The sequence below is a fragment of the Viridibacillus sp. d25.2 genome, assembly GCF_055456015.2.
The window spans coordinates 4,338,714-4,364,798 of record NZ_CM196652.1 but is presented as its reverse complement, the minus strand read 5'-3'; the positions used below and the strand labels follow the sequence as shown (position 1 = coordinate 4,364,798).

Below are 26,085 nucleotides of genomic sequence, written 5' to 3'. Positions count from 1 at the left end.
GTAATGGCATTGTAAATGAAATACCGTTGTTTCTCCAGATTAATTACCCTAAAATTAATAACAGATTTAACAAATAAGTGACAATATCGAAGGATAAGAGATTAAATTATCATATAGATACTAAAACGAATCGGGAGGAATAACATTAATATGACTAAAAACAAAGCATGGAAAACCATAACAGTAAGTGTATTAACATTAACTATAGGAATAGGATCTCTAGTAGGTGGTCATTTCTCAGAACAACAAGAGGTAAAAAATGTTAACAATAAACAATTTGTTGGGGAAAATATTACATTAGTCTCTAGTGCAAAAGCAAAAAAAGTAAGTGGTACATATAAAACAAAAGCAGCACTAAATATGAGAAAAGGTGCATCAACTAAATATAAAAAAATAACAACAGTTAAAAAGGGTGCCAAAGTAAAAGCTAAATACAAGAAAAAAGTAGGAAGTACAACTTGGTATAAAGTGACCTATAAAGGAAAAAGCGGCTGGATGTCTGGGGCATATTTGAAAAAGTATAAAAAAACATCAAAAGTTTCTAATTCAAATTCTGCAATCCGTAACAAAGTTATTAGTGCGGGTAGTCAATATCTAGGGGTGCCTTATGTATGGGGAGGCATGTCGCCATCAGGGTTTGATTGCTCAGGTTTTACAGCTTATGCGTACAAAAAAGCCGGATACGGTACACTGCCACATAATAGTCGTTCTCAACGTTCTGTTACTAAAAACGTAAGTAGTCCAGAAGTGGGAGATTTAATCTTCTTCACTGCTTCGCCAGGAGGTAGCACGATTACACATGTTGGCCTATATGCAGGAAACAACAAAGTATTACATGCAGCAGGTGATAAAGTTCAATACCAAAGTGTTGCAAAAGGGAGTTATTGGGAACCTCGTATCGTAGGCTACGGTTCATTAGACTAATATTATAAACTTTAAAAGGCTCTAACTGGAGATTTGTAACTTCAGCTAGAGCCTTTCTTATTGAATAAAAGTTTAAGCTTGAGATGCTTCGATACGTGAAACGATTTCAGCAATTACAATTTGGCTACCAAGCATTGGAGATTCTTTTGGAGCTTCACCTGGTTTCGCCTCTGGACGTTTGTGAGATGCTTTGAATGCATCACTTTCGCGCCATGCTTTAAAGCCATCGAGTGTCTCCCAGTACATATTAACGCTCATTTCATCGTATTCCTCAAAATCTTTACATACAGCTACCTCAACTTTGACAAAACCTTCAAATGATTGAAGTGCACCTGGACGAGTGAAGTTAGGAGCCATTTTTTCAGCGAAGCCTTTTTTCGTTTTAATACGGTTTGTTACTACGAACATAAACAATCTCTCCTTTTTTAGAACATTGGCATATCAGAAACCTATGCCTTTTAAGAAATCGTATACCATGTTGAAACCTCAATGCAAATAAGAACCTATCTTTCTTTTGAAAACGATTAAAATAAGTTTCTCAATGCCAGGAAGGTTCATTCATATATGGTTAAAATATGCTTCTTTTAATAAGTATGTTTTAATATAAAAACAAAGCGCTTTGGAAATTGAGAGAAATTATGTAGTAATGAATATATAATTCACACTATAGTAATGTTATTATCAAATGATGATGATATAATATTCCTTGTCTAGAATGTAGCATAAGACCACTACTTTAAAAATAGAGGTGATTAAAATGGCACGGGAGAGAAAGTTTTCATCCGATGAAATATTTAATACAACCAAGATACTTTTATTAAAGTATGGATATGAAGGTTATACATTTAGCTTGCTAGCAGATGCTTTAAAGGTTTCAAGAGCAGCAATTTATAAATATTATCTAAATAAAGAAGAACTCATTTTTGATTATTTAGCTTCAGCATTGAAGAAAATACATATAGACTTAGAGTTAATTGATCAACAAGAGCCTTTCACAGAGCAGTTAGATGAATTAGTTTCGAAACTGTATAAATATAAAGATTTGCAACAAATTTTATTGAAATCAAAAGAAATACAGGAAAACGGTTCTGAAGTACTCATACATAAAAAGGAATTAATACAGCATTTACAATTAGGTATGTATACCATAATAAAAACAATAATAGAGAAAGGAAAAAAAGAGCATTTTCTGGATAAAGAAATGCCGAATGATATCATATTAATGTTTATTCTCCACAGTGTGGCTACTCCAAATAGTAATGGAATTGCTCAGGAATTGTGGTTTTTTTATATCAAGAAACTAATTTGCTGTGGAATTTCAGGCAAAAAAGTAATTGTAGATGTTTAATAATCACTTTCATTTAATTAATGATGAGAAGTAAACCACACATTCGTACACCTAAAGAGAAAATGATTGTAAATAGCCATAGACCACCTGAGTAAATCTCAACTCTGAAAGAAAATTAATGTTAACTAAGGCTCCTTTGATTCACTAAATAGGTGAATTTAAAGGAGCTTTTTATATGAAGTTAGTATTCCTAATAAGACAGAAATCGAGCTTTGATATGGTCCTAATTAGAATTTATATAAATTTTAGTGTATAATGATAGTAGGAACGAAAGAATATCATCGAAAAAAATATTGGAATTTCAAGAATGTCAGTACGAAGATTAAGGGGTTGATCGTATGTTGGACAAGTTATTGAGGTTTTTAGGTATTAAAATAGATGATGTAGATGAAGATTTTGACGATACTATACACTGTTTCGACAATGCAGATTCTATTTTCAACCATTCTAGAGATAAAGAGTAGTAAGGGAAATGCCTTACAAGTAATTTATATTAATAATTATATAATTTGGATAAATCGCAATTAGGTCAAAAGACCTAATTGCGTTTTTTTATTTTGTGTGAAAAGGTAATGAATTAAACATTAAATGGTAAATTAATGTGTTTTTAAAAAGTCTAATATGTTACCATTTTACTTAATGTATTGTATAGAGTTATTTGAGAGAAATAGGTAGGGGTATATGAAAAAAATTAAATTGAAATTACACCATTTAATTATTGGTGTAGCTGTTTTGGCATTTTTTTTAACAATTGCTAGTAGTTTGTGGAGTAGTTATCGAACGAATACACAATCTTTAAAAGAAAGGAAAGTACTCTTGAAACAAATCATGCGTATGCGCAAAAACTAGCAATGACGGCTAATGGTTATTTTAAAGAAACAATACAAATGCTTAATGTAAGTTCTGCGGAAATCTCAGCTATTTTTGATAATGAGGGTAAATTATTACATGAAGCAGATCGCGTAAAAAATCAGACAAATACTTTCAATTCTGTTGCGATTGTAGATGGATATGGAGAAGTACTTGCAACAGCTCCTCAATCGTTAGATTTAATAGGAAAGACATTAACTTCGGATGCTATAAAAGATGCGATAACTCAAAAAAAGCCATTAATATCAAAAGCTTATAAAGGAATAACAGATCGTTTGCTCATCTTCATTTCAGTTCCAGTTTTCGCTAAGGATAGTTCATATTTAGGACTTATAGGTGGAACTATTTATTTGAAAGAAAATAATGTATTAAACGAGGTTCTAGGGGAGCATTTTAATAAGGACGGCTCTTACGTGTATGTAGTAGATAACGATGGACGTATAATTTATCATCAGGATAAGTCACGTATTAATGATTTCGTATTTGACGATAAAGTTGTGAGCGAAATGCTTGAAAAACATAGTACCGGTGCAGCTCGTGTGATTAATTCTAAAGGTAAGGAAATGTTGGCAGGATATTCATATATTTCAATTGCCGATTGGGGAGTTGTGGCACAACGCTCAACTAAAATGGCTTTGAAGCCTGCAACAAACATGGTAAAGCAGATGTTGTATGTCGCATTACCTTTATTGCTCGTTTCACTTATTATCATTTTATGGGCTTCCCTTAAAATTGCACGTCCACTACAGCAATTAGCGACATTAACGGAAAGTAGTATGAAAGCTAACGAAGAAAAGAACCTTGCTCAAGTACCGGGCTGGTATTATGAAGTTATACAGCTAAAAAAAGCATTAATTCAAAGCCTGTCTTTTTTACATGGACAAGTAAGCTTCTTTATGGACCAGTCAGCGACAGATCCATTAACTGGACTGACAAACCGTCGTACATTAAATGAGCGTATGCAAAAATGGACAAATGAAAATACACGATATTCAATTATTATGATCGATATCGATCATTTCAAGTCAGTGAATGATACATATGGTCACGGTGTTGGGGATGAAGTTTTGAAATTTCTAACATTGAAAATGAAAAAGGTAACACGAGCACATGATTTATGTTGCCGTTATGGTGGAGAAGAGTTTATCATCTTGCTGCCAAATACATCTGCAACTGATGCTTGTCTAATAGCGGAGCAGTTACGCACAGATATAGAGCAAGCAGTAAGTCCTATTGGTAAAAGTATTACAATTTCAGGGGGGGTGCAGAATATCCCTTAATGGGAAATGAGCCTGGAGCAATAATTGGATTAGCAGATCAATGCCTATATGAGGCGAAAGAAAAAGGTAGAAATCGAGTTGTGGTGGCAAAAGAGATATCAATTGTTCTGTAATCCAATTCTGAATTGAAATTTCCCATTTTTCATTTAATAGTATAAAATTACACTAAAAGAAACAAGTGGGGTTGATGAGCTTGGATAAAGAACAAATCATTAGTATCACTACTGAGAAATTTAAGTTAGTACGTACAGAAAATAACTATACTCAGGATAAAATGGCTGAAGTACTAGGTATATCTAAAAAAACGCTTGTTCAAATAGAAAAGCAGAGAATACCATGCGGTTGGACAACAACAGTTGCACTATGTGCCCTTTTTAGGGAAAGTTCAATTTTGCAAAATGCAATGGGTGGCGATCCGATGGAAGTAGTAGAACTAACAGCACATGATGTCATTGCACGCTCAAAGGAAAAAACTATGGGTGGGTATATTTGGTGGCGTACAGTACAAGAGGATAAAGGATATCGTTTGCAACAAAATATTTTAAGCAACCATTATCGAATTTTAGATTCTGAATCTTATCGATGGTTTAGTACGATGGATGAAAAGGCAGTGCTAGAGGAATTTACTCGTATCTTAGAAGAAAGTCATTCTAAATAATTAATGAAAATGATAGTTCGGTTTCAGGCATTCACGTAATAAGTGAATGTCTTTTTTGAGATATGGTACATAAAAAATACATGATGTTGAATCTGCAGAATCTACTCAAACTGTGCTAATAATTTTACTTATAAATGTATTACAGTAACAGATGTAGTATATAGGCCATGCTTTAAATAAAAGTATAAAGAAAAATGAATTAAAACTGTTGTCTTAAATCAAAAAGCAACTTGTCTAAGTGGAGAGTTGTTGATTTGTGGATAACTGATTAATAAAAAAGGTACTATCCACAACGTACACAGAGTTATACACTAATTTTGTTGATAAGTATATAAAAAATTCAGAATAATTAAGTAAAATGTGGATAAGTGGTTAAAAAGCCTCGATTAGCATGAGTAGCTAAACGAGGCTTCGTTATATTAACGGTATTGAATTTCTTTGTTAACATCAATATCGTTGATGTCGATACCCATTGCTTTAGCAACACCTGTACCATAAGCTGGATCTGCTTTGTAGCAGTGAATGATGTGACGTTCTTTAATGAAGAACTCAACGCCTTCCATGTTACGAGCAGTATTTTCGAATAAACGTTGTTGCTCTTCTGAGCTCATGATGTTGAATAATTTACCTGGTTGCTCAAAGTAATTGTCATCATCTTCGCGGAAGTCATAGATATCAGCTGGTCCATCGAGCGTTAATGCAGGGTCTTTATATGATGGTTGTTCTTGCCATTGGCCGTAGCTGTTTGGCTCATAGTGTAATGTGCTTCCTAAGTTTCCATCTACACGCATTTGTCCATCGCGGTGGAAGTTGTGTACTGGGCATTTTGGTGCATTAACTGGGATAGATGTATTGTTTACACCTAAACGGTAACGAGCAGCATCCGCATAAGAGAATAAACGAGCTTGTAGCATACGGTCTGGTGAGAAGCTAATACCAGGTACTACGTTAGAAGGTGCAAAAGAAGCTTGTTCTACTTCAGCAAAATAGTTAGCCGGATTTCGGTTTAATTCAAATTCACCGACAGGGATTAATGGGAATTCAGATTTGTACCATACTTTTGTTAAATCAAATGGGTTGTAACGGTGGTTACGAGCTTCTTCTTCTGTCATCACTTGGATAGACATTTTCCAATTAGGGATGTCGCCTTTTTGGATTGATTCTAATAGGTCACGTTGTGATGATTCACGGTCGTGTGCAACTACGTTAGCAGCTTCTTGGTCTGTGTAGTTTTTAATACCCTGTTGTGAAGTGAAGTGGAATTTCACATATACGCGTTCGTTATCAGCGTTGATCATTGAATAAGTATGTGAACCGAATCCGTGCATATGACGGTAGTCAGTTGGGATACCACGGTCACCCATAACATAAGTTACTTGGTGCAACGATTCAGGTAAATTTGTCCAGAAGTCCCAGTTGTTATTGGCTGAACGCATGTTAGTATATGGGTCACGTTTAACAGCATGGTTTAAGTCAGGGAAGTGCATTGCATCACGGAAGAAGAACACCGGTGTGTTGTTACCAACTAAGTCCCAGTTACCTTGTTCTGTGTAGAATTTTAATGCGAATCCGCGGATATCACGTTCAGCATCAGCAGCGCCACGTTCACCAGCTACAGTTGAGAAACGAGCGAACATTTCTGTTTTTTTACCTACTTCAGAGAAGATTGCCGCTTTTGTATATTTAGTAATATCGTGAGTTACTGTAAAAGTCCCGAATGCACCAGAACCTTTAGCATGCATACGACGCTCCGGAATAACTTCACGGTTAAAGTTAGCTAATTTTTCAATCAACCATACGTCTTGCAGTAAAAGGGGTCCACGTTTACCTGCAGACATAGAGTTTGTATTACTAACGACTGGTGCGCCTGCAGCAGTTGTTAACTTTTTATTATTATCATTTGTCATAATGTTGTGCCTCCTATTTTTAAACTGAATCGTGCTCTTCAAAAACTAATATAACAGATTGATAGATGAAAGTAAATTATAATGATTATCTTTAAGGAATTCATATCTTAAAGTATATTGTATAAATAATGTCGATTAATTTATTAATTTAAAGTGTTTCAAAAGAATAATTCATTTTCTAAATAAATTATTAAAGGAATAAAAAAGGGGGGTGAAATAGCATTAATAGTACTGAATATATTAAAGAATCAAAGGGAATATGAATTAGACAAAATAAAGATCTTTTAAAGAACTTACTCATTAACTAAAATCAAGAATAAATTGTACATAATAATAATTATTATTATCATTTTGATGGATTAAATAAGAATAATTGATAATGTTTTAATGATATTTGGATCTTAGTTTTTATGATTAGTAGATTGGCTTTAAGAAAGGCGGGTCCGGAGTTTAAATTTTGCACAACTTTTTGCATTTATAAAATATACTAAAGTGAATGTTCTTGAAACTATTTAACAAATTAAGCATCTTGTGGTTTATTCATTTACAATAGATTTATAGGAATTGAAAAATAGAAATGAATTAATAATAGTTACTTACATACATTTTTAACTTGGCAAAGAGGTGTGTTATGAAGAGAAAGTTGTTCATCGCCGTTTGTATCGGTATTTTTTTGTTCACAATTATTAGTAGTTTCAATTATTTTAATATTTTCCAACCGAATGGACCGGATGCAAAAAATGGTGTATTAGATTTGAGTAATTGGGATTTTGAAAGAGATGGGAATGTAAATTTAAATGGTGAATGGCAATTTTACGCCGGAGATTTAATAACGCCTGACAATAACCCTCATACTTATGATGAATATACTCAAAAGCTGACAACTATTAATGTTCCAGGAAATTGGAATAACCAATATACAGAGCAATATGGTACATACCGTTTGCTTATTAAGTTGCCAAATAACGAGAAGTACGGATTCAAAATGGATACGATTCGATCTTCTAGCCGATTGTTTATAAATGGGGTAGAGGCTGGTGCAAAAGGCGACCCTTCAAAAAATATGAAAATACATCAGTTTAGTGATGAGAAGTATGTGGCGTATGGAACTGGTGAAGACCTAGAAATAGAGGTCGTCATTCAAGTAGCCAATCTAGATTACTATGTTGCTGGCATTATTTCTCCACTAAAATTTGGAGCTTCAAAGGACATTGAAATATCAAAAACAATGGATGTGATGTTGGAAACGGCTCTTTTTGCAGGTTATTTCTTATTGTTTATTATGTATTTAGTAACTTACTTGCAACGAAAACGAAATTTATATGAATTGTACTTTAGCTTATTTTGCTTCTTTCAGGGATTTTATATTACTACGTTAAATGAGCAGTTATTTTTTATAAAAATGCCGAATTTATCTTTGCTTGATAGGTCGTATTTCCAATTTTCATTTTTTCATCTAGCTGTTTTATTCTTTCTGTTATTTATATATGAATTTTTTAAACAATATACAAATAAAAAAGTTGTTATATTTTTATGTAGCTTATTAATTTTTGTGGTGTTTATAGAGGGAACGCCAAATCCTATATTGTTGTTAGTAGCTCCTCCTATTATGGTCGAGAAAGTAGTAATGGTTTTCATTTTAGGGTTAAGCTATGGATACGTCGTATATATATTACTAAAGGTTTTAATAAAAAAAGCAGAAGGTTCTGAGTATATATTAATGATAGTTACATCTTTTGCGTGTTATGGAACATTAATTGCATTAAACTTTTTATTTGAAATAAGAGTTAAATATGAGCCCGTTTTTCTGTTTTTAACAATGGTAATTGGCTTATCTTCTTTAATAGGTTTCCGTCAGCAGCGTGCTTTTACTGAAATAGAGCGTTTATCTAAAGAATTACTTCATTTTGATGAAATGAAGGACGAATTTTTAGTGAAAAGTTCTCACGAATTAAGAACACCTTTACACGGTATTATTAATTTATCTAAATCATTAATGGAAGGTAATGAGGGAGCATTAAAAAAAGAGCAACAGGAAGTTGTTGTTTTAATTCACACAGTGGGTAAGCGATTAGCAAGATTAGTAGAGGATTTATTATATGCTGGGAATATCAAGCGCGGCGAAATTAATATGGTTCCTACTTTAATCAATGTTCATATTGTAGAGGAGGTCATTGCTGAACTATTTTATCTAATACCAACTAAGTATAATTTAAAATTAGTCAATAATATCCCCACAAATCTACCACTTATTTATGTAGATGAGAACAAGTTAAAGCAAATTTTATTTAACCTTATTTATAATGCCATTAAGTATACTAAATTTGGTGAGATTACCGTTTCGGCGAAAGTACAGAATGGGGAGATGGCAATCTCTGTTGCCGATACAGGTGATGGTATTGGAAAAGAAAATCTAGATCGAATTTTTGCATCTTTCTATCAAGTGAATGGGGGGAAATCAGAGGGGCTAGGACTTGGTTTAAGTATCACGAAACAATTAGTAGAGGCGTCTGGTGGTAGAATTTGGGTCACTTCAGAAATGAACAAAGGATCTTGTTTTACATTTACACTACCACTAGCCACGGAATCTCAATTGAAGGGAAATTTAGGTGCTGAGTATGTACCGAAAGAAAGTGGTGAGCATTTAGCAACAAACGAGATAGATGATCCAATGCCATTCTTGCGAGTGCCCATGAAAATTGAAGGTAAACGCAATTCTACGATTTTGGTTGTAGATGATGAACATTCTAATTTAAAAATATTAATCAATTTCATCCGATTTTTGGAGTACACTGTGATTGCAGTAGATAACGGTGAAGATGCAATAGAAATTATGAAGAATCAATCAGTAGATTTAGTTTTATTAGATTTAATGATGCCGACAATGTCAGGCTTTGAAGTTTGTAAAATTATGAGGAAAGAACATAGTTTAAGTGAGTTGCCAATTGTAATTTTAACGGCTGCTGGGCAGTCATCAGATATGGTCGCATCCTTCAAAGAAGGAGCAAATGATTTTTTGCAAAAACCTATTAATCTTGAAGAATTACAAGTACGTATTGAATCATTATTATTAATGAAAGCATCTTCACAAGAGGCCATAGAAAATGAATTAAACTTTTTATCTGCACAAATTACACCACATTTTTTATACAATACGTTCAATACAATTATTGGATTAAGTTACAAGGATGAAGAGAAAACTCGTGAAGCGCTACACCATTTGTCCACGTATTTTCGTGCAAAGCTAGATTTTCAAGGTCAAAACAATTTAATTCCATTAGAAAATGAAATTGAATTAGTGCAAGCATATCTATCTATCGAAAAAATGCGTTTCGGTGATCGCTTAAATATTGAATATGATATAGATGAAACGTTAGAAATGTTCATTCCTGCTATGACCATTCAACCACTTGTAGAAAATGCAGTGCAGCATGGTATCGCGAAAAAACCTAATGGCGGAACGGTAAAAGTAGTAATAAAAGAAACATCACTAGGTGTGAAAATTATTGTTGAAGATGATGGATTAGGAATTCCCATCCAAAAGCAAAAAGAGTTGATGAATGAACGAAGTACACGAATTGGCTTTTTGAATCCAATGAAAAAAGTGAAACTTATTAAAAATGCTGAATTTTCATTGGAAAGTGAAGATGGAAAAGGTACAAAAATAACAATAACTTTACCAGGGGTAGATAATAATGAAAGTATTATTAATCGATGATGAAGAAATCGCTTTAGAAGTACTAGAAATCATGGTAAGTAAAATTGAAGGAATCGAAGTTGTTGGTAAATATACAAGTCCACTATTGGCATTTCAAAAATTGAATGAAATGCGAGTAGATGTTATTTTCCTTGATATGGAGATGCCGGGTATACATGGAATTGAATTCGCTGGAAAAATAAAGGAGGAATACAACCATATAGAAGTCCTCTTTGTAACGGCACATCCTAAGTTTGCGTTAGAAGCATTTGAAGTGAATGCGACAGATTATCTATTGAAACCCGTTGGCGCGTCGCGCTTAAGAAAGGCAGTTAAAAAAGTTGAAGAAAGAATTACTTTATATAAATCTAGAGAAGATCTTTCTGAGCAAACGCACAAAGTTTTGTATGCTCGCTTCATGAGTAGCTTTGCACTACTAGATTATCAACAAAATGAAGTGAAATGGCGTACGAGGAAAGTAAAGGAATTATTTATTTTCTTATGGCACAATAGAGAAACTCCGATCCATAAGGCGAATGTCGTTGAGGTATTATGGCCAGAAATGGACGCTGCAAAAGCTGTGACGTTATTACATACAACTGTTTACCAGTTGAGAAAAGCTATAAAAGATATTGGTGTGGAAAATTCCATTACATTAGTCAATGAGCATTATAAACTGTCCGTGCCCCTCACAAGTGATGTCCTTGAACTACTGCAAATAGTACAAACAGAGGACATGCACCCTTTAAAGGTAGAAAGGGTACTCGAACTTTATAGTGGAGATTATTTAGAGGGTGACGTTTACCCATGGTCAATCCAATACCAACAATGGATAAAACAGGCCGTTCTATTATATCTCGAAAAATTTATAACGAGTACAGAAAATAAAATAGATCAAAATGCATTAGTGGAAAAGTGTCTAGAAAAAATGCTGATTTTAGATATGTATAATGAAACGATTATGCACCAGTTGATGAAACATTATCAACAATCAAACAATACGCAAAAGATAAAAGCGCTTTACGAAACAATTACGAATAATCTCGTAGATGAATTAGGCATTAAAATACCTAGGGAAATTGTAGAATTATATAATGAATGTTTTTCTCATTAAGAGGGGCTGTCTCACAAGTCATTTTAGACTTGGAGACAGCTCTTTTATTATTGTGAAGAATTGTTTGGAAAGTGTTTCCTGGTTTTTTAGAAATATGTGGATTCATGATCAAAAACTAAATTTATACCTTTTTTCTGCTTAGTTAAATCCAATTAAATATTAAAATTTTTTCGTTTAAATCAATAATATGTTATATTAAATGTTTCTTTATAAAACTTAAGTCCTATTAATTTATTTAGTTCAGAATTTGTTCAGAATAAGGGGTTAAAATGGCATAGAACATTCCTAAATTAGAGAAATTCTACGAATTAGTCCTAAAAAGAACGAGTTAATAAGAAGTAAATTAGAGGTAGAAGGGGAGGAAGATGGATTATTCGGGAAATAGATAGTATAAATGCATGAAATATAAGGTAAGTTGAATACCTTTTTATTATCAGGTATACCCCTAACTCATTCTTGTCTAGTGAAAAAGGAATGTTAAACCCGAGCAGAAAGTTAGTTGAAACCTTTAGATGATAAGGTGATATCGGGAAAATTGAAATGGTGCAGAAAAATGATCAGGTTAAATAATAGGGAGGTAAGTATGAAAAAGATTAGTTTCATAACAATGATGATTCTATTACTCGTGAATAGTTTTTTAACTCCAATTGCTGCAACTGCAAATGGTAATAACGAGCAATTATTTATTTTAGGAACCCCAGAAATAATCAAAGGTTCAAAAGAAGAATCGACAGCGACGGTTAAGTATAATTGGCATTTTAATGCTGGCAATAATAAAGAGGCAGCGGTATACGATTTCCAATTACCTGAAGGGGTAAAGGTGGTGTCAACTCAAACAAATAAACTACTAATTGATGGGACAGAAATTGGCTCGTACACAGTTTCGGGTAGCCAAATTCAAGTGAAAATCTTACAGAACCAGACACAAAGTGGTTCTGGTACGATAGAAATCGTTGGCGAACAGGAAATCGCTGTTAATCAACCTGAAGCCGATTCAACAGAAGAGGCAGTGGAGAATAAAAAAGTTGCAAATGGAAAAAAGGTAGAATCACTTAAAGAAGTTGAGGGAATCCCTTCTGAAGAAGATGGAAAACCAACAGAAGAAGACAATGCGGATGATTCAAAAGGAAAAGAAGAAAGTACGGATGATTCAAAAGGAAAAGAAGAAAATAATAAAACGACAAACACAGATATACAAGAAAATATCTTAACGAGTGCAAATTTGACCTTTGAAAATAAGGTAGGTCAGGAAATAGGGAGGGTCGATCGCGAATCCATTATTACAGTAGATTACGAATATGTACTTCCAAATAAGCATGGCTACACAGATGGTGCAATATTTAAATTTAATTTGCCAGAAGAACTAAAAGTTTATGAAGAAGTGAAAGATGCACCACTTAGGTTCGATGGGGAAGTCATTGGGGTCTTTTCAGTTAATGTGGACGGGGAAGCTACTGTTACTTTCAATGAATTCATAGAAAACCATTCAGACATTAAGGGTACACTACAAGTATTATCAAGAATAAGTGAAACAGTAGTGGTTACTAATGAAAAAATAGTTACAGTAACACCTATTATTGGCGAAGCTTCCATTGATATCCCTATTGAATACAAACCAATAGGTTCTACTATTGATAAAAAGGGTACTCCAGATAAAAAATATAATGCAAATACGATTGTTTGGACGATTGACTTCAATAAAAATCTTGATTCTATTGAAAATGCTGTGCTTAGTGATCCAATCCAAGAAGGACAATTATTGCAAGTTGATTCTGTAAGGATAAATAAACTAATAACGCATTTAGATGGAAGTGTTGAGCTAGGGGAAGAAGTTACAACTGGAGATACCCTTGGAAAAACATTGGAAGGTAAAGATTTCCAATTAAAATTAGGGGACATCAAATCTGCTTATCGTGTAGTATACACAACGAAAATCATAGATTCTGATGGGACGAAGTATCAAAACAAAGCAACATTATCAGGTGACGAATTTAGTGAGCAACCGGCTAGTGCAACAGTAAGTGTTGGACGAGGGAAAACGTTAGAAAAAAAATCAATGGGGTACGACCCAGAAACACAAACAATCACGTGGGAAATCAAGTATAACTACAATGAAAAAACAATTCCTGCAGAGAAGGCAATTCTAACAGACTTTTTTAACGATACACAGGAGTTTGTAACAGATTCCCTTAAAGTTGAAAAAGTAACCATTGGTGAAGATGGTAATGAAAAAGGATCTGAAGCAGTATCAGATGGTTATAAATTTGCATTAGAATCTGAAAAGGGGAAAAATGGGTTTAAATTACAGTTTAATCAGGAAATAAATGCTGCATATAAAATTGTCTATAAAACAACAGCGAATAATCGTGTATATGATGGCGAGAAAATCACAAATGATGTGACAGCTGGTGGTGGTGAAAAAGGAACAGGAACACAGACCATTAACCAACAAATACTAGAAAAAAATTATGTAAATTCTAATTATAAAGATAAAACAGCAAAGTGGAAGATTTCCATAAACAAAGATAGTCATCTAATGAAAAACGTTAAACTTGTAGACTCGTTTACAAATAAAGGGTTAACGTTACTTCCAAAGACACTTATAATCACAACAGGTAAAACAGTTCTGATAGAAGATGTAGATTACAAATTAACCCACGATGGTAATGGCTTCACAATTGAATTTACAAAAGAAATTAATAAACCACATGTATTTGAATATGAGACAACATTTAACTACGAAAATCGTGAAAAAGAATCTTTGAACTATTTAGAAAATAAAGTCGTTCTTACATGGACTGCTGAAGATGGTGAAGATAAATCAAAAGAAGCAACGGATAAATTTACACCAGATACTTACACACAATCTAATGGTTTTAAAAACGGCTCGTACAATGCTGTAGACAAAGAAATAACATGGAATATTGGTGTTAATTACAACCTTAAAACACTATCAAAGGCTTATGTAGAAGATTTCATTTCAGACAATCAAAAACTTGTTGAAGATTCATTGAAAGTATATAAAATGTCTTTAACAGGTGGAGAAAATGGCACGAAAACAGAAGAGTTAGTGCTAGGTGAGGATTATACAGTTGAGTGGAATCCTGGTGATAAACAAGGTTTTAAAGTGATTTTTAATAAGGAAATTAATGAACCTTATTTAATTTCATATAAAACAAGTTTGAAAGATTCATTGATTGAAAAGGAATATAAGAACACTGCAACTCTATATAATGACGGGAAAAAAGTAACCGATCTTTCTGCAAGTGTATCCGTGCAACATGGAGGTGAATATACTAAAAAATCAGGAGCACAGAAAGGTAAAATTATTGATTGGAAGGTTAATATTAACTTCGGGCAATCAAGCATTTCGAATGTAAAATTAACGGATAATCCAAGTAGTAACCAATCTATACTTGAAAACTCCTTCCATCTATACACTACTACTGTTGATGGAAAAGGAAACGTTACTAAAGGAGAAGAATTAAAAAAAGATAAATACAATATTGAATTTAAAAAGGGAGAGAACGATAAGGAGTTCTTTGAGCTTACCTTTACCAATTCAATTGATACCCCATATATTCTAGAATATCAGTCACTTATTTTAGATAAAGTGGGAGCTAAGATTAGTAACGATATTACATTGACAGGCGATCAAATTTCAGAAACAACAACTAAATCTGAAGCATCTGTTATAGTTAAAAAAACAACAGGTTCGGGAACAGGGGAAGGTAAAGTTGGAAGTCTAGAAGTAAAGAAATTGGCTGCTGATGATAAAACAAAACCCCTTGGAGGAGCTGTATTCTCACTAATCGATGAGGACAGTGGTGTAGTCATCAAAACATTGACTACAGGGGAAGATGGTACGGTGAAGTTTGAAAAATTACTTTACGGAAACTATTTATTAAAAGAGGATCATGCCCCTGAAGGATATGTTGTAGGTATTAATGATACAAAAACAATAAAGATTGATGGCGATAACGAAGAACCTATTTACAATGAAAGAATCATTCAAGCTGTCGAGCTAATAAAAGTTGATAAGGAAAATCCCACCACGACACTGCAAGGTGCGATATTCGAACTTCAACAAAAGCAAGGTACTGAATACAAGACAATTGATACGCGTACAACGGATGAAAGTGGCAAAATTATTGTAAATAATCTTGAACCTGGTGAGTATCAATTTGTTGAAACAAAGGCACCTGAACATTATTTGCTAGACGAAGAGCCAGTTGAATTCAAGATTGTAAAAGATCAAACTAAAGTAGAAGTAGTAAAAAAAGCAAATGTTAGAGGTAAAGGTAAACTTTCAATTATTAAGGTGGACGCAGCAGATACTAGTAAAGTGTTAGCAGATGCAGTATTTGAACTTTACGACAGTAAAGAAGCATTAGTCGATACAAAAACTACTGATGAAAAAGGTAAGATAGTATTTGAAAACTTACCTTATGATAAATACACATTAAAAGAAATCACTGCTCCAAAAGAATATGCAATTGATGCGAAGGAAGGTAATGTGGTTGTTAATCTAAATCAATTAGATAAAGAAATAACAATTAAAAACAACAAAATTATTCGAGCATTTAAATTGAAAAAAGTAGATGCAAGTAATCCTAAAATCGTATTAAAAGATGCAGAATTTAAATTGATGTATAAAAAGCTAGAGACAGATGAGTATACTATTGTTGGTGGAAAAGAAAAACTAATAACAGATAAAAATGGTGAAATTTATGAAGAGAATCTTGATGAAGGATACTATCAACTCATTGAAACAAAGGCTCCAGCTGGTTATATACTAGATAGCAAGCCAATAGAATTTACTATCCAAAAAGAACAAATTGAAATACTGGACTTAACAAAAACAAATGTGCATATACCTCCAGTAATCGATCCAATTGATCCAACCAAACCAATTGATCCAACCAAACCAGTTGATCCAACTAAACCAGTTGACCCGAACAACCCGGGTAAACCAGGTAAACCAGGTGATTCAAACAATCCTGGAAAGCCAAACAAACCAAATAACCCTGGAGGACCAAATAATTCAGGTAATCCTAGCAAACCGGGAAAACCAAGTAATCCAAGTAATCCAGGAGAACCGAATAAATCTGGAAACAAGAAAAAAGAAGATATTCCAAGTGATTCAGATGGTTTAAAAGAAAGTAAATTGCTCCCTCAAACGGGTGAAGAGTATCTAGTAGGAACCCTATTTGCCGGTATCGTAGCTATCCTATTTGGTTTATGGATTCTATTTAACAGAAGAGGAACAAAGGTATAAAGAGAGAGGACTATTAAGTGGGTATTTCCCACTGATAGTCCTCTTTTATTTTTAGGTAGGATAAAAAGAAGGGGCATTTAATGAATCGAAGGTCCTTAATTTATATAATATTATTTTAAATTTAGGTATATAATTCTACATTCTGAATGCATTAAATAGGGGCTATATAACTAACGTAGGATGCTCATTTAGAATCATATTTGTTATAATGAAAGAAAAGATAAGGTTAGGACTGATATAGTTGAAACAGTTAATGAAGTTAATTATAGCAATTATATTAATGGTAAGTATCTTTCCTCTGCAAACCTTGGCAAAGAGCACTTTTTCAACAAAAAATTTAAGTAATGAAGAACAAAATGCATATAATAATATTCTCAAAAGTTTGCTAAATGTAGAAGCAAGTGCAAGCTTTAATTCTAAAGAATTAAGTATTGAAGAAATAGGGCCAATTATCAATAGGGTAGTTAAGGATCATCCGGAAATTTTTTATTATAATGGGGCAACTGCATTTTCAACCGGAAAGATCAATTTTAAATTCGATGATAGTAAACAAACAATTCTTAAAAAGAAAAATAAAATCGATACTGAAGTAAAACATATTTTAAAAGAAAATGTTAAGAAAAATATGAGTGATATAGAAAAAATAAAAGCAATTCATGATTATCTAGTTTTATCAGTAAAATATGATGCAATTTCCAAGGATTCTTATGAAGTTTATGGTGCTTTGATTAATAAGGTTGCTGTTTGTGATGGGTATTCAAAATCAATGCAACTACTATTAAATAAAGTAGGAGTGGACACAATCATTGTTACAGGGAGTAGCAAAGGCCAGAGTCACTCTTGGAACATGGTGAAAATTAATGGTGGGTACTATCATGTTGATACGACTTGGGATGATCCAATTCCAAATAAAACTGGAGTTGTCAATTATCATTATTTTTTACTAAGCAATGAGCAATTGAAAAAAGACCATAAATGGAAAGAAGAAGAGTTTCCGAATGCAAGTAGTGAAAAATACAGCTATTTTCATAGAATGAGCAATATGATTGAAAAAAATGGAGCGTTTTATTATTCAAATAACACAAATGATCTACTTTATAAAATGGATAAAAAAAGTAATAAGCATTTGAAAGTAGTCACAGATAGAGCACCTTTCTTAGCCATACATGGCCAATGGATCTACTATAGTAATTATTCTAATAGTGGCCATTTGTATAAAGTGAAGTTAAACGGTAAAGATAAAACAAAAATAAAATCTACTCATGTTATAGATCTATACGTTAAAGGCAAAGTACTTCATTATAAAGAAAGTAAATCAGGTAATAAGCGTCAATTATCTCTAGCAAATGCTAAATAAACATGATTCAGTAGCTGCAAGCTACTGTAACAAACCTTAATTTCTCTGGAAATTAGGGTTTTATTATTTCTTCGTATGTTGTTCAGAATTTGTTTGAAATTGATGGTAAATATTACCGAATAAATATTCAAAATTAGTGTCAATCTGAGCAATGATCTTAAATTGTATTCTTCATGAGTGTCGAAGAGATGAAGGATTATTGACATAAATGTGTTCATCTATCTATAGTTGTTTTTTGCAATTGTTACTATGAGATGTGGGTGTTGTTGAGTTTAGGGCTATGAAATAGATGGCTTTATTTTATATACACTTAAAGATAAATTATCAGCTTTCTTTTTTGTATTATATGTTAAAAAGAAACGTAAAATCATTATATTATAGCAAAATAGACATAAGCCACAAAATCAACACAAATTTTAAGTCTTTTATCTTGTTTGTTGGAAAACGTTTCTTCTATGATGGTAGATAGGAAGTCAAGTGGTGACAGGAGGAACTATGGCGATGCTGAATGAGGCAATTGAATTTATGAAGATGTATTATTCGGAAACAGGACAATCTGAAGAGGCGTTAGTGGGTCGCATAGCTGAAGTAGAGCATGAGATTCATGAGAATGGTTTTTATGAACATACATTAGATGAGCTGAAGTTTGGTGCACAAGTAGGTTGGCGCAATAGTAATAAGTGTATTGGTCGCTTATTTTGGCAAACGATGCAATTACTTGACCAGCGCAAATTAAGAGATGAGCAGGATATTTTCCACGCACTTTTAGAGCATATTGAATTTGCGACAAATGGTGGTCGTATTCGTCCAACGATTACGGTTTTCTCTCAACGTGATGTACGAGTTTGGAACCATCAATTAATTCGCTATGCTGGTTATGAAACAGTGGATGGTATTGTAGGTGATCCAGATTCAGTGGCGTTTACGAAAAAATGTGAGCAACTTGGCTGGCAAGGACAGGGTGGCCGTTTTGATGTGCTACCACTTGTTATTCAAGTAGAGGATAGAGCCCCACAAATATTCGATATTCCAGCTGAATATATATTAGAAGTACCGATTCGTCATCCAGAGTTTGAATGGTTTGAAGAGCTTGAGTTGAAATGGTATGCAGTGCCGATGATTTCGAATATGAAACTGGAAGTGGGTGGCATCACGTATGCAGCGGCTCCTTTTAACGGTTGGTATATGGGAACAGAAATTGGTGCGCGTAATTTAGCGGATGATTATCGTTATAATATGCTTCCAATAATTGCAGAGAAAATGGGTCTAAATACAGTATCTAATTCTACCTTATGGAAAGACCGCGCATTAGTTGAATTGAATGCAGCAGTTTTATATTCGTATAAAGAAGATGACGTGAGCATTGTAGATCACCATACAGCAGCACAACAATTCAAGCGCTTCGAAACTAATGAGCAAATTGCAGGGCGTGACGTAAAGGGAAATTGGACATGGCTTATTCCACCATTATCACCGGCTACAACTCATGTTTTCCATAAACCATATGACAATGAACGTAAAACGCCGAACTATTTTTATCAAAAAGCACCATATTAATTTAGAGAATCACAGGAAATATATTGCAATTCTTAATGGCTTGACGTATTATGATTTTTAAATACTACTAATTCAATAGGTTTTCTTATCGAGAGAGATGGAGGGACTGGCCCTGTGACATCTCAGCAACCGCTATTATAGCAAGGTGCTAATTCCTGCAAGTTGATTGAAAAGCTTGATAGATGAGGAGGGACTTATATACAAAGTCGATTTCTTGGAGTGAAATATAGAAGTCGGCTTTTTATTATCATGAAATAAACATGTAATACATATAATGAAAAGTTAAGAAAAAAATTTAGCTTTAATTCATAGTAAACTAATTTGAATTGAAGGGATAAATCGAATGGAGGAATATTGAGTGAGTGCGATTACGCAAAAAGAACTTTTAACTACAATTTATGAAGAAATAGATCAAGGCTTTGATGAAATTGTTGGATGGAGAAGATATTTGCATGAGCATCCTGAGCTATCTTTTGAAGAATATGAAACAGCAAAGTTTATTGCAGAAAAACTTGAGGGTTTTGGTTTAGAAGTGAAAAAAGGGATTGGTGGAAATGGTTTAATAGGTATCTTAAAAGGGGAGCAGTCTGGTAAGACAATTGCTTTAAGAGCCGATTTTGATGCACTACCAATTACAGATTTAAAAGAAGTTACTTATAAATCCAAAAAAGAAGGCGTCATGCATGCATGTGGACATGATGGGCATACAACCGCATTACTAGCGACAGCAAAAACGCTCAGTCATTACCGCAAGTATCTACATGGTAACATCATTTTCATCTTCCAGCATGCGGAGGAAAAACCACCAGGTGGTGCAAAATTCATGATTGCTGAAGATGTATTAAAAGATGTGGATTATGTTTTCGGTGCACATTTAGATTCAGGTGTTCCAGTTGGAAAAGTATCTGTTGGTGATGGCTATAGAATGGCAGCAGTAGATAAATTCGCGATTAAAGTTCAAGGGCTTGGTGGACACGGTGCAAAACCACAGCAATCCATCGATTCAATCGTAATCGGTAGTGAAATAGTAAGTTCATTACAGAAAATAGTCAGTCGTCGCTTAAACCCTTTTGATGCAGCGGTAGTGACAGTAGGGGTTTTCCATGCAGGTAGTGCTTTTAACATTATCGCAGATTCGGCGATTATTGAAGGAACAGTGCGTACAATGACAGAAGATGTTCGGAGTAAGGTGAAAGAGGAAATTTATGCAATTGTAAAAGGGACTACTGAATCAGCGCATGCAACATATGAAATTGATTATTTACGTGGCTACCCAGCGCTTTATAATCATCCAGTCGAAACTGCGCTTGTAAAAGAGTTATTTGAAAATGAGTTCGGTGTAGAATCTGTAATAGATATCGAGCCTTCAATGGGTGCAGAAGACTTTGCCTACTTTTTAAATGAAAAGCCAGGCACTTACTTCAAAGTAGGCTCTCAAAATGAAGATGAACGCACACAATTCCCGCATCATCATCCGAAATTTGATTTTGATGAAAGGGCGTTATTAACAATCGAGAAATCGTTTGTGAAAATCGTTTCACATTATCTATTTAAATAAGGGGACTTGAACATGACATTATCGTTTGATCATTTAGTACATTTTGTAGATGAACCAAAAGAAGTAATTAAGCCACTACAAAGTCAGGGGATCCATGCTGTTGAAGGTGGCGTACATGAAGGACGCGGAACATATAATGCACTTAGCTACTTTGATCTAAGCTATATCGAGTATCTCGGTACATACGACAGAGCTCTAGTAGCTGAGACAGAGCATTTACATCACAGTCTTATTGAAACAGTAGTAAATAATGATTTCAAAGAAGGCTTCGTAAGATTTGCAGCACGTACATCGGATATTGAGAGGGTAGCAGAGCGTTTGAAAGAGCAAGGTCTATCAGTAAATGGACCAGTGCCGATGTACAGAAAACGACCAGATGGCAGTATTATTAATTGGCAATTACTTTATGCTGGAGAAGAAAATAACGCACTTCAACTACCATTCATTATTCAATGGGATGATAATGACGATAAGCGTAGAAAGGAGCAAGTTGAAAAGGGCGTCATTGGAAATCAACCAGAAAAGTTGGACTTTGCAGGCGTTACTTTTGCAGTAATAGATGCTGAAAAAACGGCTAGAAAATGGTCTCGATATTTAGGGTTAGAGGTTGCAGAAGCGTATGTCGATCAAGAGTTGAACGCTATTGTCCAGGTTCTTACGTTAGCCGGCGGTGACTTATACTTTGCTAGTCCAATTGGAGATGGTGTTGTAGCAAAAGTAATAACAGAACGAGGCGAATGTCCGTTCCAAGTTAATTTCTCGGGAGCTAAGGAACCTGTCACACTCGAATTATTTAACGGTCGCTATCATTTTGAGAAATAATTTATTTAGATGGCACTTCTTTGTATGGCTTTAAGAAAATAGTAAATATAAAGACAGTGTAATTAAAAGCTATTATGTAGTGTTTGAAACTATGCACTGACCTAAAAATATGAGACAAATAAAAACACCTTTCGTTGAAAAAATGGGTATCCTACCTTTAAAAACCAACGCGGAGGTGTTTTTTCTATGGGGACAAGAGTCAGTTATCCAGTAGAAATTAAAATGAAGGCAATTGAGATGAGATTAGCTGGGATTCCTGTAAAGCAAGTATTAGAAGAGTTGAATATTCGTAATCACAGTCAATTAAAAACATGGTTGAAATGGTATCGAAATGGCGAATTACATCGGCTTGAACAGCCAGTGGGTAAACAATATACCTTTGGTAAAGGACCTGAATATGAAAGTGAAACCGCAAAGTTACAAGCTGAAAATCGTTATCTAAAACAACAGATTGAAGTATTAAAAAAGTACGTAGAATTGGAGAGGAAGTGGTTTCAAGAGTTGTAGTTCAATTAGTGGAGGAATTAAAAGGAAGTATGTCAATTAGTGAAATCTGTCTTCATTTAGGAGTTGGCCGTTCGTCTTACTATCGTTGGAAAGCAAAAGTTCATACGCAAACATCAAAGGAGCTTCGAGACAAACAAATTGGTAACTTGTGCAAGCTACACAAATTTAGATACGGTTATCGAAAAATCACAAAATTATTAACAGGTATTAGTGAGAAAACGGTGCAACGTGTTATGCAAAAATATAACTGGCAGTGCCGTGTAAAAGTAAAGAAACGTAAACGTACGGGCCAACCAGCCTACATCGCTCCAAATTTATTAGCTCGCGATTTTAGTGCAACAAAACCATTAGAGAAGCTCGTAACAGATATTACCTACTTGCCTTTTGGACAAACCATGATGTATCTTTCAAGTATATTAGATCTGTTTAATGGCGAGATTATTGCACAAACTATTGGGTCTAAGCAAGATACAGCCTTTGTTTTAGATACGCTCAATCAATTACCTAATTTACCAGAGGGCTGCATTCTGCATAGTGATCAAGGATCTGTATATACATCTTATGTATATCAAAAAACAATCAAAGAAAAGGGAATTACCATGAGCATGTCTTGTAAAGGCACGCCCGTTGATAATTCCCCAATCGAAACGTTTCACTCCTCGCTAAAGTCTGAAACGTTCTACCTCGACGAAATTTACCGCACGACAAATGCACGCGTAATAAATATGGTCGAAGAATACATTTATTATTATAACAATATCCGGATTAAAACGAAATTAAACAGCCAGTCGCCGGTACAATACCGTCAACTGGCTGCAAAATAAGGTGTTTTCTTATTGTCTCAAAAACGATACTCAGTGCCACTACATAATAGCTTTTTTCTATGACTCATTTTACTGGGAGTGCAAGATTACACATGCATAACTTCTATTATTAATACTAAAAAACTCCGAGCTATTTTAAGCTCGGAGTATACGCTATCTTTCGGGAGAAACATAACCTTCTTTTGCAGCATGCATACCAGCGGTCATTAATAACATAACTGTAATAATGAATAGGATGATAGCTGTTGTCCAGCTATTTGTAATATCGTGAACATAACCAAATAACACAGGACCTATTGCAGCTAATAAATAACCAAATGATTGAGCGGTACCCGATAATTCTGCCGCTTCATGAGCTGTACGCGTACGAAGTGAGAAAAACATCATTGCTAAACTAAATGATGCACCACCCGCAAGTCCAAGTAAAATCATCCATAACACTGTCAATGAAGTCCAGCCAGCTAAAATACCTCCGAAGCCTGCTAGATAAAGAACACCGTATACAACAACAAGAGGACGTTGGTCTTTTCTTCGTCCTGCAATAATCGGAATCACGAACGTTGCAGGCAATTGTGAAAACTGCATAAAGGAGAACATCCATCCAGCTGTATTAGCACTCATACCTTGTGACTGCAACATTTCTGGAATCCAAGCAGCAGTAGTATAGAAAATAAGAGATTGGAAACCCAGTGATAATGTAACTGTCCAAGTTATAGGTGATTTCCAAAGCGAGACATGTTCTTTATTAGTGTGGGAGCCATTATTCAATTCGGACTTAGGTTTACGAATTTGTGGGAGCCAAACAATTAGGGCGATAATTACTAAAACAAACCAAATACCAAGTGTAATTCTCCATCCGAGTTCTCCGCTAGCAAGAGGATAACTAATCCCAGCTGCTAAACTTGCAGAGAGATTCATAGAAACTGTGAAAATACCTGTTAATAATCCAACCTGTAATGGGAATTTCAACTTAATCAAACTTGGTAGCAATACATTTCCAAAAGCAATTGCCACACCGATTAGCGATGTACCTAATAACAGAGTAAAGGTTGTACCGAAAGATCGAGTAAGAATTCCAACTGCAAGTAATGCTGTTGAGAATAGTAATGTACGTTCTATACCAAAACGCTTTGAAAATTTTGGAGCTATAGGAGAAATAATAGCAAAGGCAAGTAAGGGAATTGTTGTGATAAATCCTGCCAATACATTTGAAATGTGTAAGCCTTCGCGAATAAATGAGATGATTGGACCTACAGCTGTTAGAGGTGAACGTAATGTAGAAGCGATGAAAACAATTCCAATTACAAGTAACCAAGCGTCGCGGTTCCATTTAAGCTTTTTGCTATTTTGAACAGCTGGATTTGTTGCCAATTGTAGCGCCTCCTATATATATTCATGAATTTCCTGGTTTTACAAACCCACTATTTGACAAAGGTTAATTATATCAAAGAAAATGGATATAATTAAGAGGACTCAAAATAAATTTATCGAATTGAAATGGAGGAATTGGTGATGAGAACAGCGCAACAAATGATGGATTTAATCATAAATGTAGCGAATAATGATGAACGTGTTCGAGCCGTTTGTATGAATGGTTCGAGAACAAATATAAATGTGAAAGAAGACCCTTTTCAAGATTTTGATATTGTCTATATTGTTACTGATATTAAATCATTTACTAACAATCCTCATTGGGTAGATATTTTTGGAGAGAGAATCATTATGCAAACACCAGAGGATATGGTGTTATTTCCTCCGGAGCTTGGTGGACGCTATACATACTTAATGCAATTTTCGGATGGAAACCGAATTGATTTGATGCTTATCTCTATTGAAGAACAAGAAGCATATTGTAAAGAGGATAGTTTAACTACAATCTTGTTAGATAAAGATCGATCACTTCCAAAACTCACTAAACCGACAGATGTCGACTATTGGGTGCAATGCCCAACAGAAGAACATTATAAGGATTGTTGTAATGAATTTTGGTGGGTTGCTACATATATAGCGAAAGGCTTATGGAGAAAAGAAATGCTCTATGTACAAGAACATTTTAATAATACACGCAACATGCTTATTCAAATGCTTTCATGGCATGTTGGAGTAAAAACAGACTTTTCTAGAAGCGTTGGTAAAAATGGTAAGGACCTAGAGTATCTATTATCAAAAGAAGTGTGGGAGCAGTTACTCGCAACATATAATAACGCTAGTTATGATTCTGCGTGGCAAGCGCTATTTACTATGTGTAATTTATTCCAAAGTTCAGCAACAAATGTTGCTAGTCTTCTTTCATTCCGCAGTTATGAAGAAAGTACTAAAGTGCTTGGTTATTTAAAGCATATTCATACGCTTCCGAGGGATGCTAAAGCGATATTTTGAAGAAT

At 34.2% G+C, this 26,085-nt stretch carries 18 protein-coding genes and 1 riboswitch; of the genes, 15 read left to right on the top strand and 3 right to left on the bottom strand.

Annotated features, from left to right (window positions below; genetic code table 11):
- The first annotated feature begins 150 nt into the window (after positions 1 to 150).
- The gene (locus tag ACZLO7_RS21290; RefSeq protein ID WP_464938570.1) at positions 151 to 924 is read left to right on the top strand and encodes a C40 family peptidase; all 774 of its coding nucleotides are present in this window, start codon (positions 151 to 153) and stop codon (positions 922 to 924) included.
- Positions 925 to 996: 72 nt separating this feature from the next.
- Here the strand turns inward: ACZLO7_RS21290 and ACZLO7_RS21285 are convergent, their stop codons facing one another.
- Positions 997 to 1,332: a heme oxygenase gene (locus ACZLO7_RS21285; protein ID WP_427733801.1), complete on the bottom strand. Its 336-nt coding sequence runs from the start codon at positions 1,330 to 1,332 to the stop codon at positions 997 to 999.
- A gap of 349 nt (positions 1,333 to 1,681) precedes the next feature.
- On the opposite strand from ACZLO7_RS21285, the gene ACZLO7_RS21280 reads away from it, so the two are divergent.
- The 5 genes from ACZLO7_RS21280 (at position 1,682) to ACZLO7_RS21260 (ending at position 5,080) form a co-directional block, all read left to right on the top strand.
- Entirely contained in the window at positions 1,682 to 2,272 is a 591-nt protein-coding gene (locus ACZLO7_RS21280; protein ID WP_464938571.1) for a TetR/AcrR family transcriptional regulator, read from the top strand.
- A gap of 338 nt (positions 2,273 to 2,610) precedes the next feature.
- Complete coding sequence (locus tag ACZLO7_RS21275) at positions 2,611 to 2,736, top strand: hypothetical protein (protein WP_427752384.1); 126 nt, start codon at positions 2,611 to 2,613, stop codon at positions 2,734 to 2,736.
- Positions 2,737 to 2,953: 217 nt separating this feature from the next.
- Positions 2,954 to 3,121, top strand: a complete 168-nt coding sequence (locus ACZLO7_RS21270) for a hypothetical protein (protein ID WP_464938572.1) — start codon at positions 2,954 to 2,956, stop codon at positions 3,119 to 3,121.
- Positions 3,122 to 3,123: 2 nt separating this feature from the next.
- On the top strand, positions 3,124 to 4,422 hold the full coding sequence (locus ACZLO7_RS21265) for a sensor domain-containing diguanylate cyclase (RefSeq protein ID WP_464938573.1): 1,299 nt from the start codon (positions 3,124 to 3,126) through the stop codon (positions 4,420 to 4,422).
- A 193-nt stretch (positions 4,423 to 4,615) separates the two neighbouring features.
- Complete coding sequence (locus ACZLO7_RS21260) at positions 4,616 to 5,080, top strand: helix-turn-helix transcriptional regulator (RefSeq protein ID WP_464938574.1); 465 nt, start codon at positions 4,616 to 4,618, stop codon at positions 5,078 to 5,080.
- Between the two features lie 419 nt (positions 5,081 to 5,499).
- Here the strand turns inward: ACZLO7_RS21260 and ACZLO7_RS21255 are convergent, their stop codons facing one another.
- Positions 5,500 to 6,987 carry a catalase gene (locus ACZLO7_RS21255; protein WP_464938575.1) on the bottom strand — a complete coding sequence of 496 codons (1,488 nt, stop codon included), beginning with the start codon at positions 6,985 to 6,987 and terminating at the stop codon, positions 5,500 to 5,502.
- A gap of 631 nt (positions 6,988 to 7,618) precedes the next feature.
- On the opposite strand from ACZLO7_RS21255, the gene ACZLO7_RS21250 reads away from it, so the two are divergent.
- The 8 genes from ACZLO7_RS21250 to ACZLO7_RS21215 all read left to right on the top strand — a co-directional run bounded on the left by ACZLO7_RS21250 (position 7,619) and on the right by ACZLO7_RS21215 (position 23,701).
- A complete protein-coding gene (locus ACZLO7_RS21250; protein ID WP_464938576.1) occupies positions 7,619 to 10,705 on the top strand; it encodes an ATP-binding protein in 3,087 nt (1,028 codons plus the stop codon).
- Positions 10,683 to 11,798: a response regulator gene (locus ACZLO7_RS21245; RefSeq protein ID WP_464938577.1), complete on the top strand. Its 1,116-nt coding sequence runs from the start codon at positions 10,683 to 10,685 to the stop codon at positions 11,796 to 11,798. The genes ACZLO7_RS21250 and ACZLO7_RS21245 overlap by 23 nt, the downstream gene beginning before the upstream one ends.
- A 583-nt stretch (positions 11,799 to 12,381) precedes the next feature.
- On the top strand, positions 12,382 to 17,076 hold the full coding sequence (locus ACZLO7_RS21240; RefSeq protein WP_464938578.1) for a collagen binding domain-containing protein: 4,695 nt from the start codon (positions 12,382 to 12,384) through the stop codon (positions 17,074 to 17,076).
- A gap of 241 nt (positions 17,077 to 17,317) precedes the next feature.
- A complete protein-coding gene (locus ACZLO7_RS21235) occupies positions 17,318 to 18,433 on the top strand; it encodes a transglutaminase domain-containing protein (protein ID WP_464938579.1) in 1,116 nt (371 codons plus the stop codon).
- A gap of 495 nt (positions 18,434 to 18,928) precedes the next feature.
- Positions 18,929 to 19,990: a nitric oxide synthase oxygenase gene (locus ACZLO7_RS21230; protein ID WP_464938589.1), complete on the top strand. Its 1,062-nt coding sequence runs from the start codon at positions 18,929 to 18,931 to the stop codon at positions 19,988 to 19,990.
- Between the two features lie 82 nt (positions 19,991 to 20,072).
- Positions 20,073 to 20,179: riboswitch (SAM riboswitch) on the top strand.
- A 169-nt stretch (positions 20,180 to 20,348) separates the two neighbouring features.
- Positions 20,349 to 21,548 carry a M20 metallopeptidase family protein gene (locus ACZLO7_RS21225; RefSeq protein ID WP_464938580.1) on the top strand — a complete coding sequence of 400 codons (1,200 nt, stop codon included), beginning with the start codon at positions 20,349 to 20,351 and terminating at the stop codon, positions 21,546 to 21,548.
- 12 nt (positions 21,549 to 21,560) lie between these two features.
- On the top strand, positions 21,561 to 22,370 hold the full coding sequence (locus ACZLO7_RS21220; protein WP_464938581.1) for a VOC family protein: 810 nt from the start codon (positions 21,561 to 21,563) through the stop codon (positions 22,368 to 22,370).
- Between the two features lie 186 nt (positions 22,371 to 22,556).
- Positions 22,557 to 23,701 (top strand): IS3 family transposase gene (locus ACZLO7_RS21215; protein WP_511261373.1). Its coding sequence is split into 2 segments (ribosomal slippage): positions 22,557 to 22,830 and positions 22,830 to 23,701, totalling 1,146 coding nucleotides; the frame shifts between segments, so codons are not numbered across the junction.
- A gap of 153 nt (positions 23,702 to 23,854) precedes the next feature.
- On the opposite strand, the gene ACZLO7_RS21210 is transcribed toward ACZLO7_RS21215, so the two are convergent.
- Entirely contained in the window at positions 23,855 to 25,072 is a 1,218-nt protein-coding gene (locus ACZLO7_RS21210) for a CynX/NimT family MFS transporter (protein WP_464941281.1), read from the bottom strand.
- A 141-nt stretch (positions 25,073 to 25,213) separates the two neighbouring features.
- Between ACZLO7_RS21210 and ACZLO7_RS21205 the strand changes: the two genes are divergently transcribed.
- The gene (locus ACZLO7_RS21205; RefSeq protein ID WP_464941282.1) at positions 25,214 to 26,080 is read left to right on the top strand and encodes an aminoglycoside 6-adenylyltransferase; all 867 of its coding nucleotides are present in this window, start codon (positions 25,214 to 25,216) and stop codon (positions 26,078 to 26,080) included.
- Positions 26,081 to 26,085: the final 5 nt, after the last annotated feature.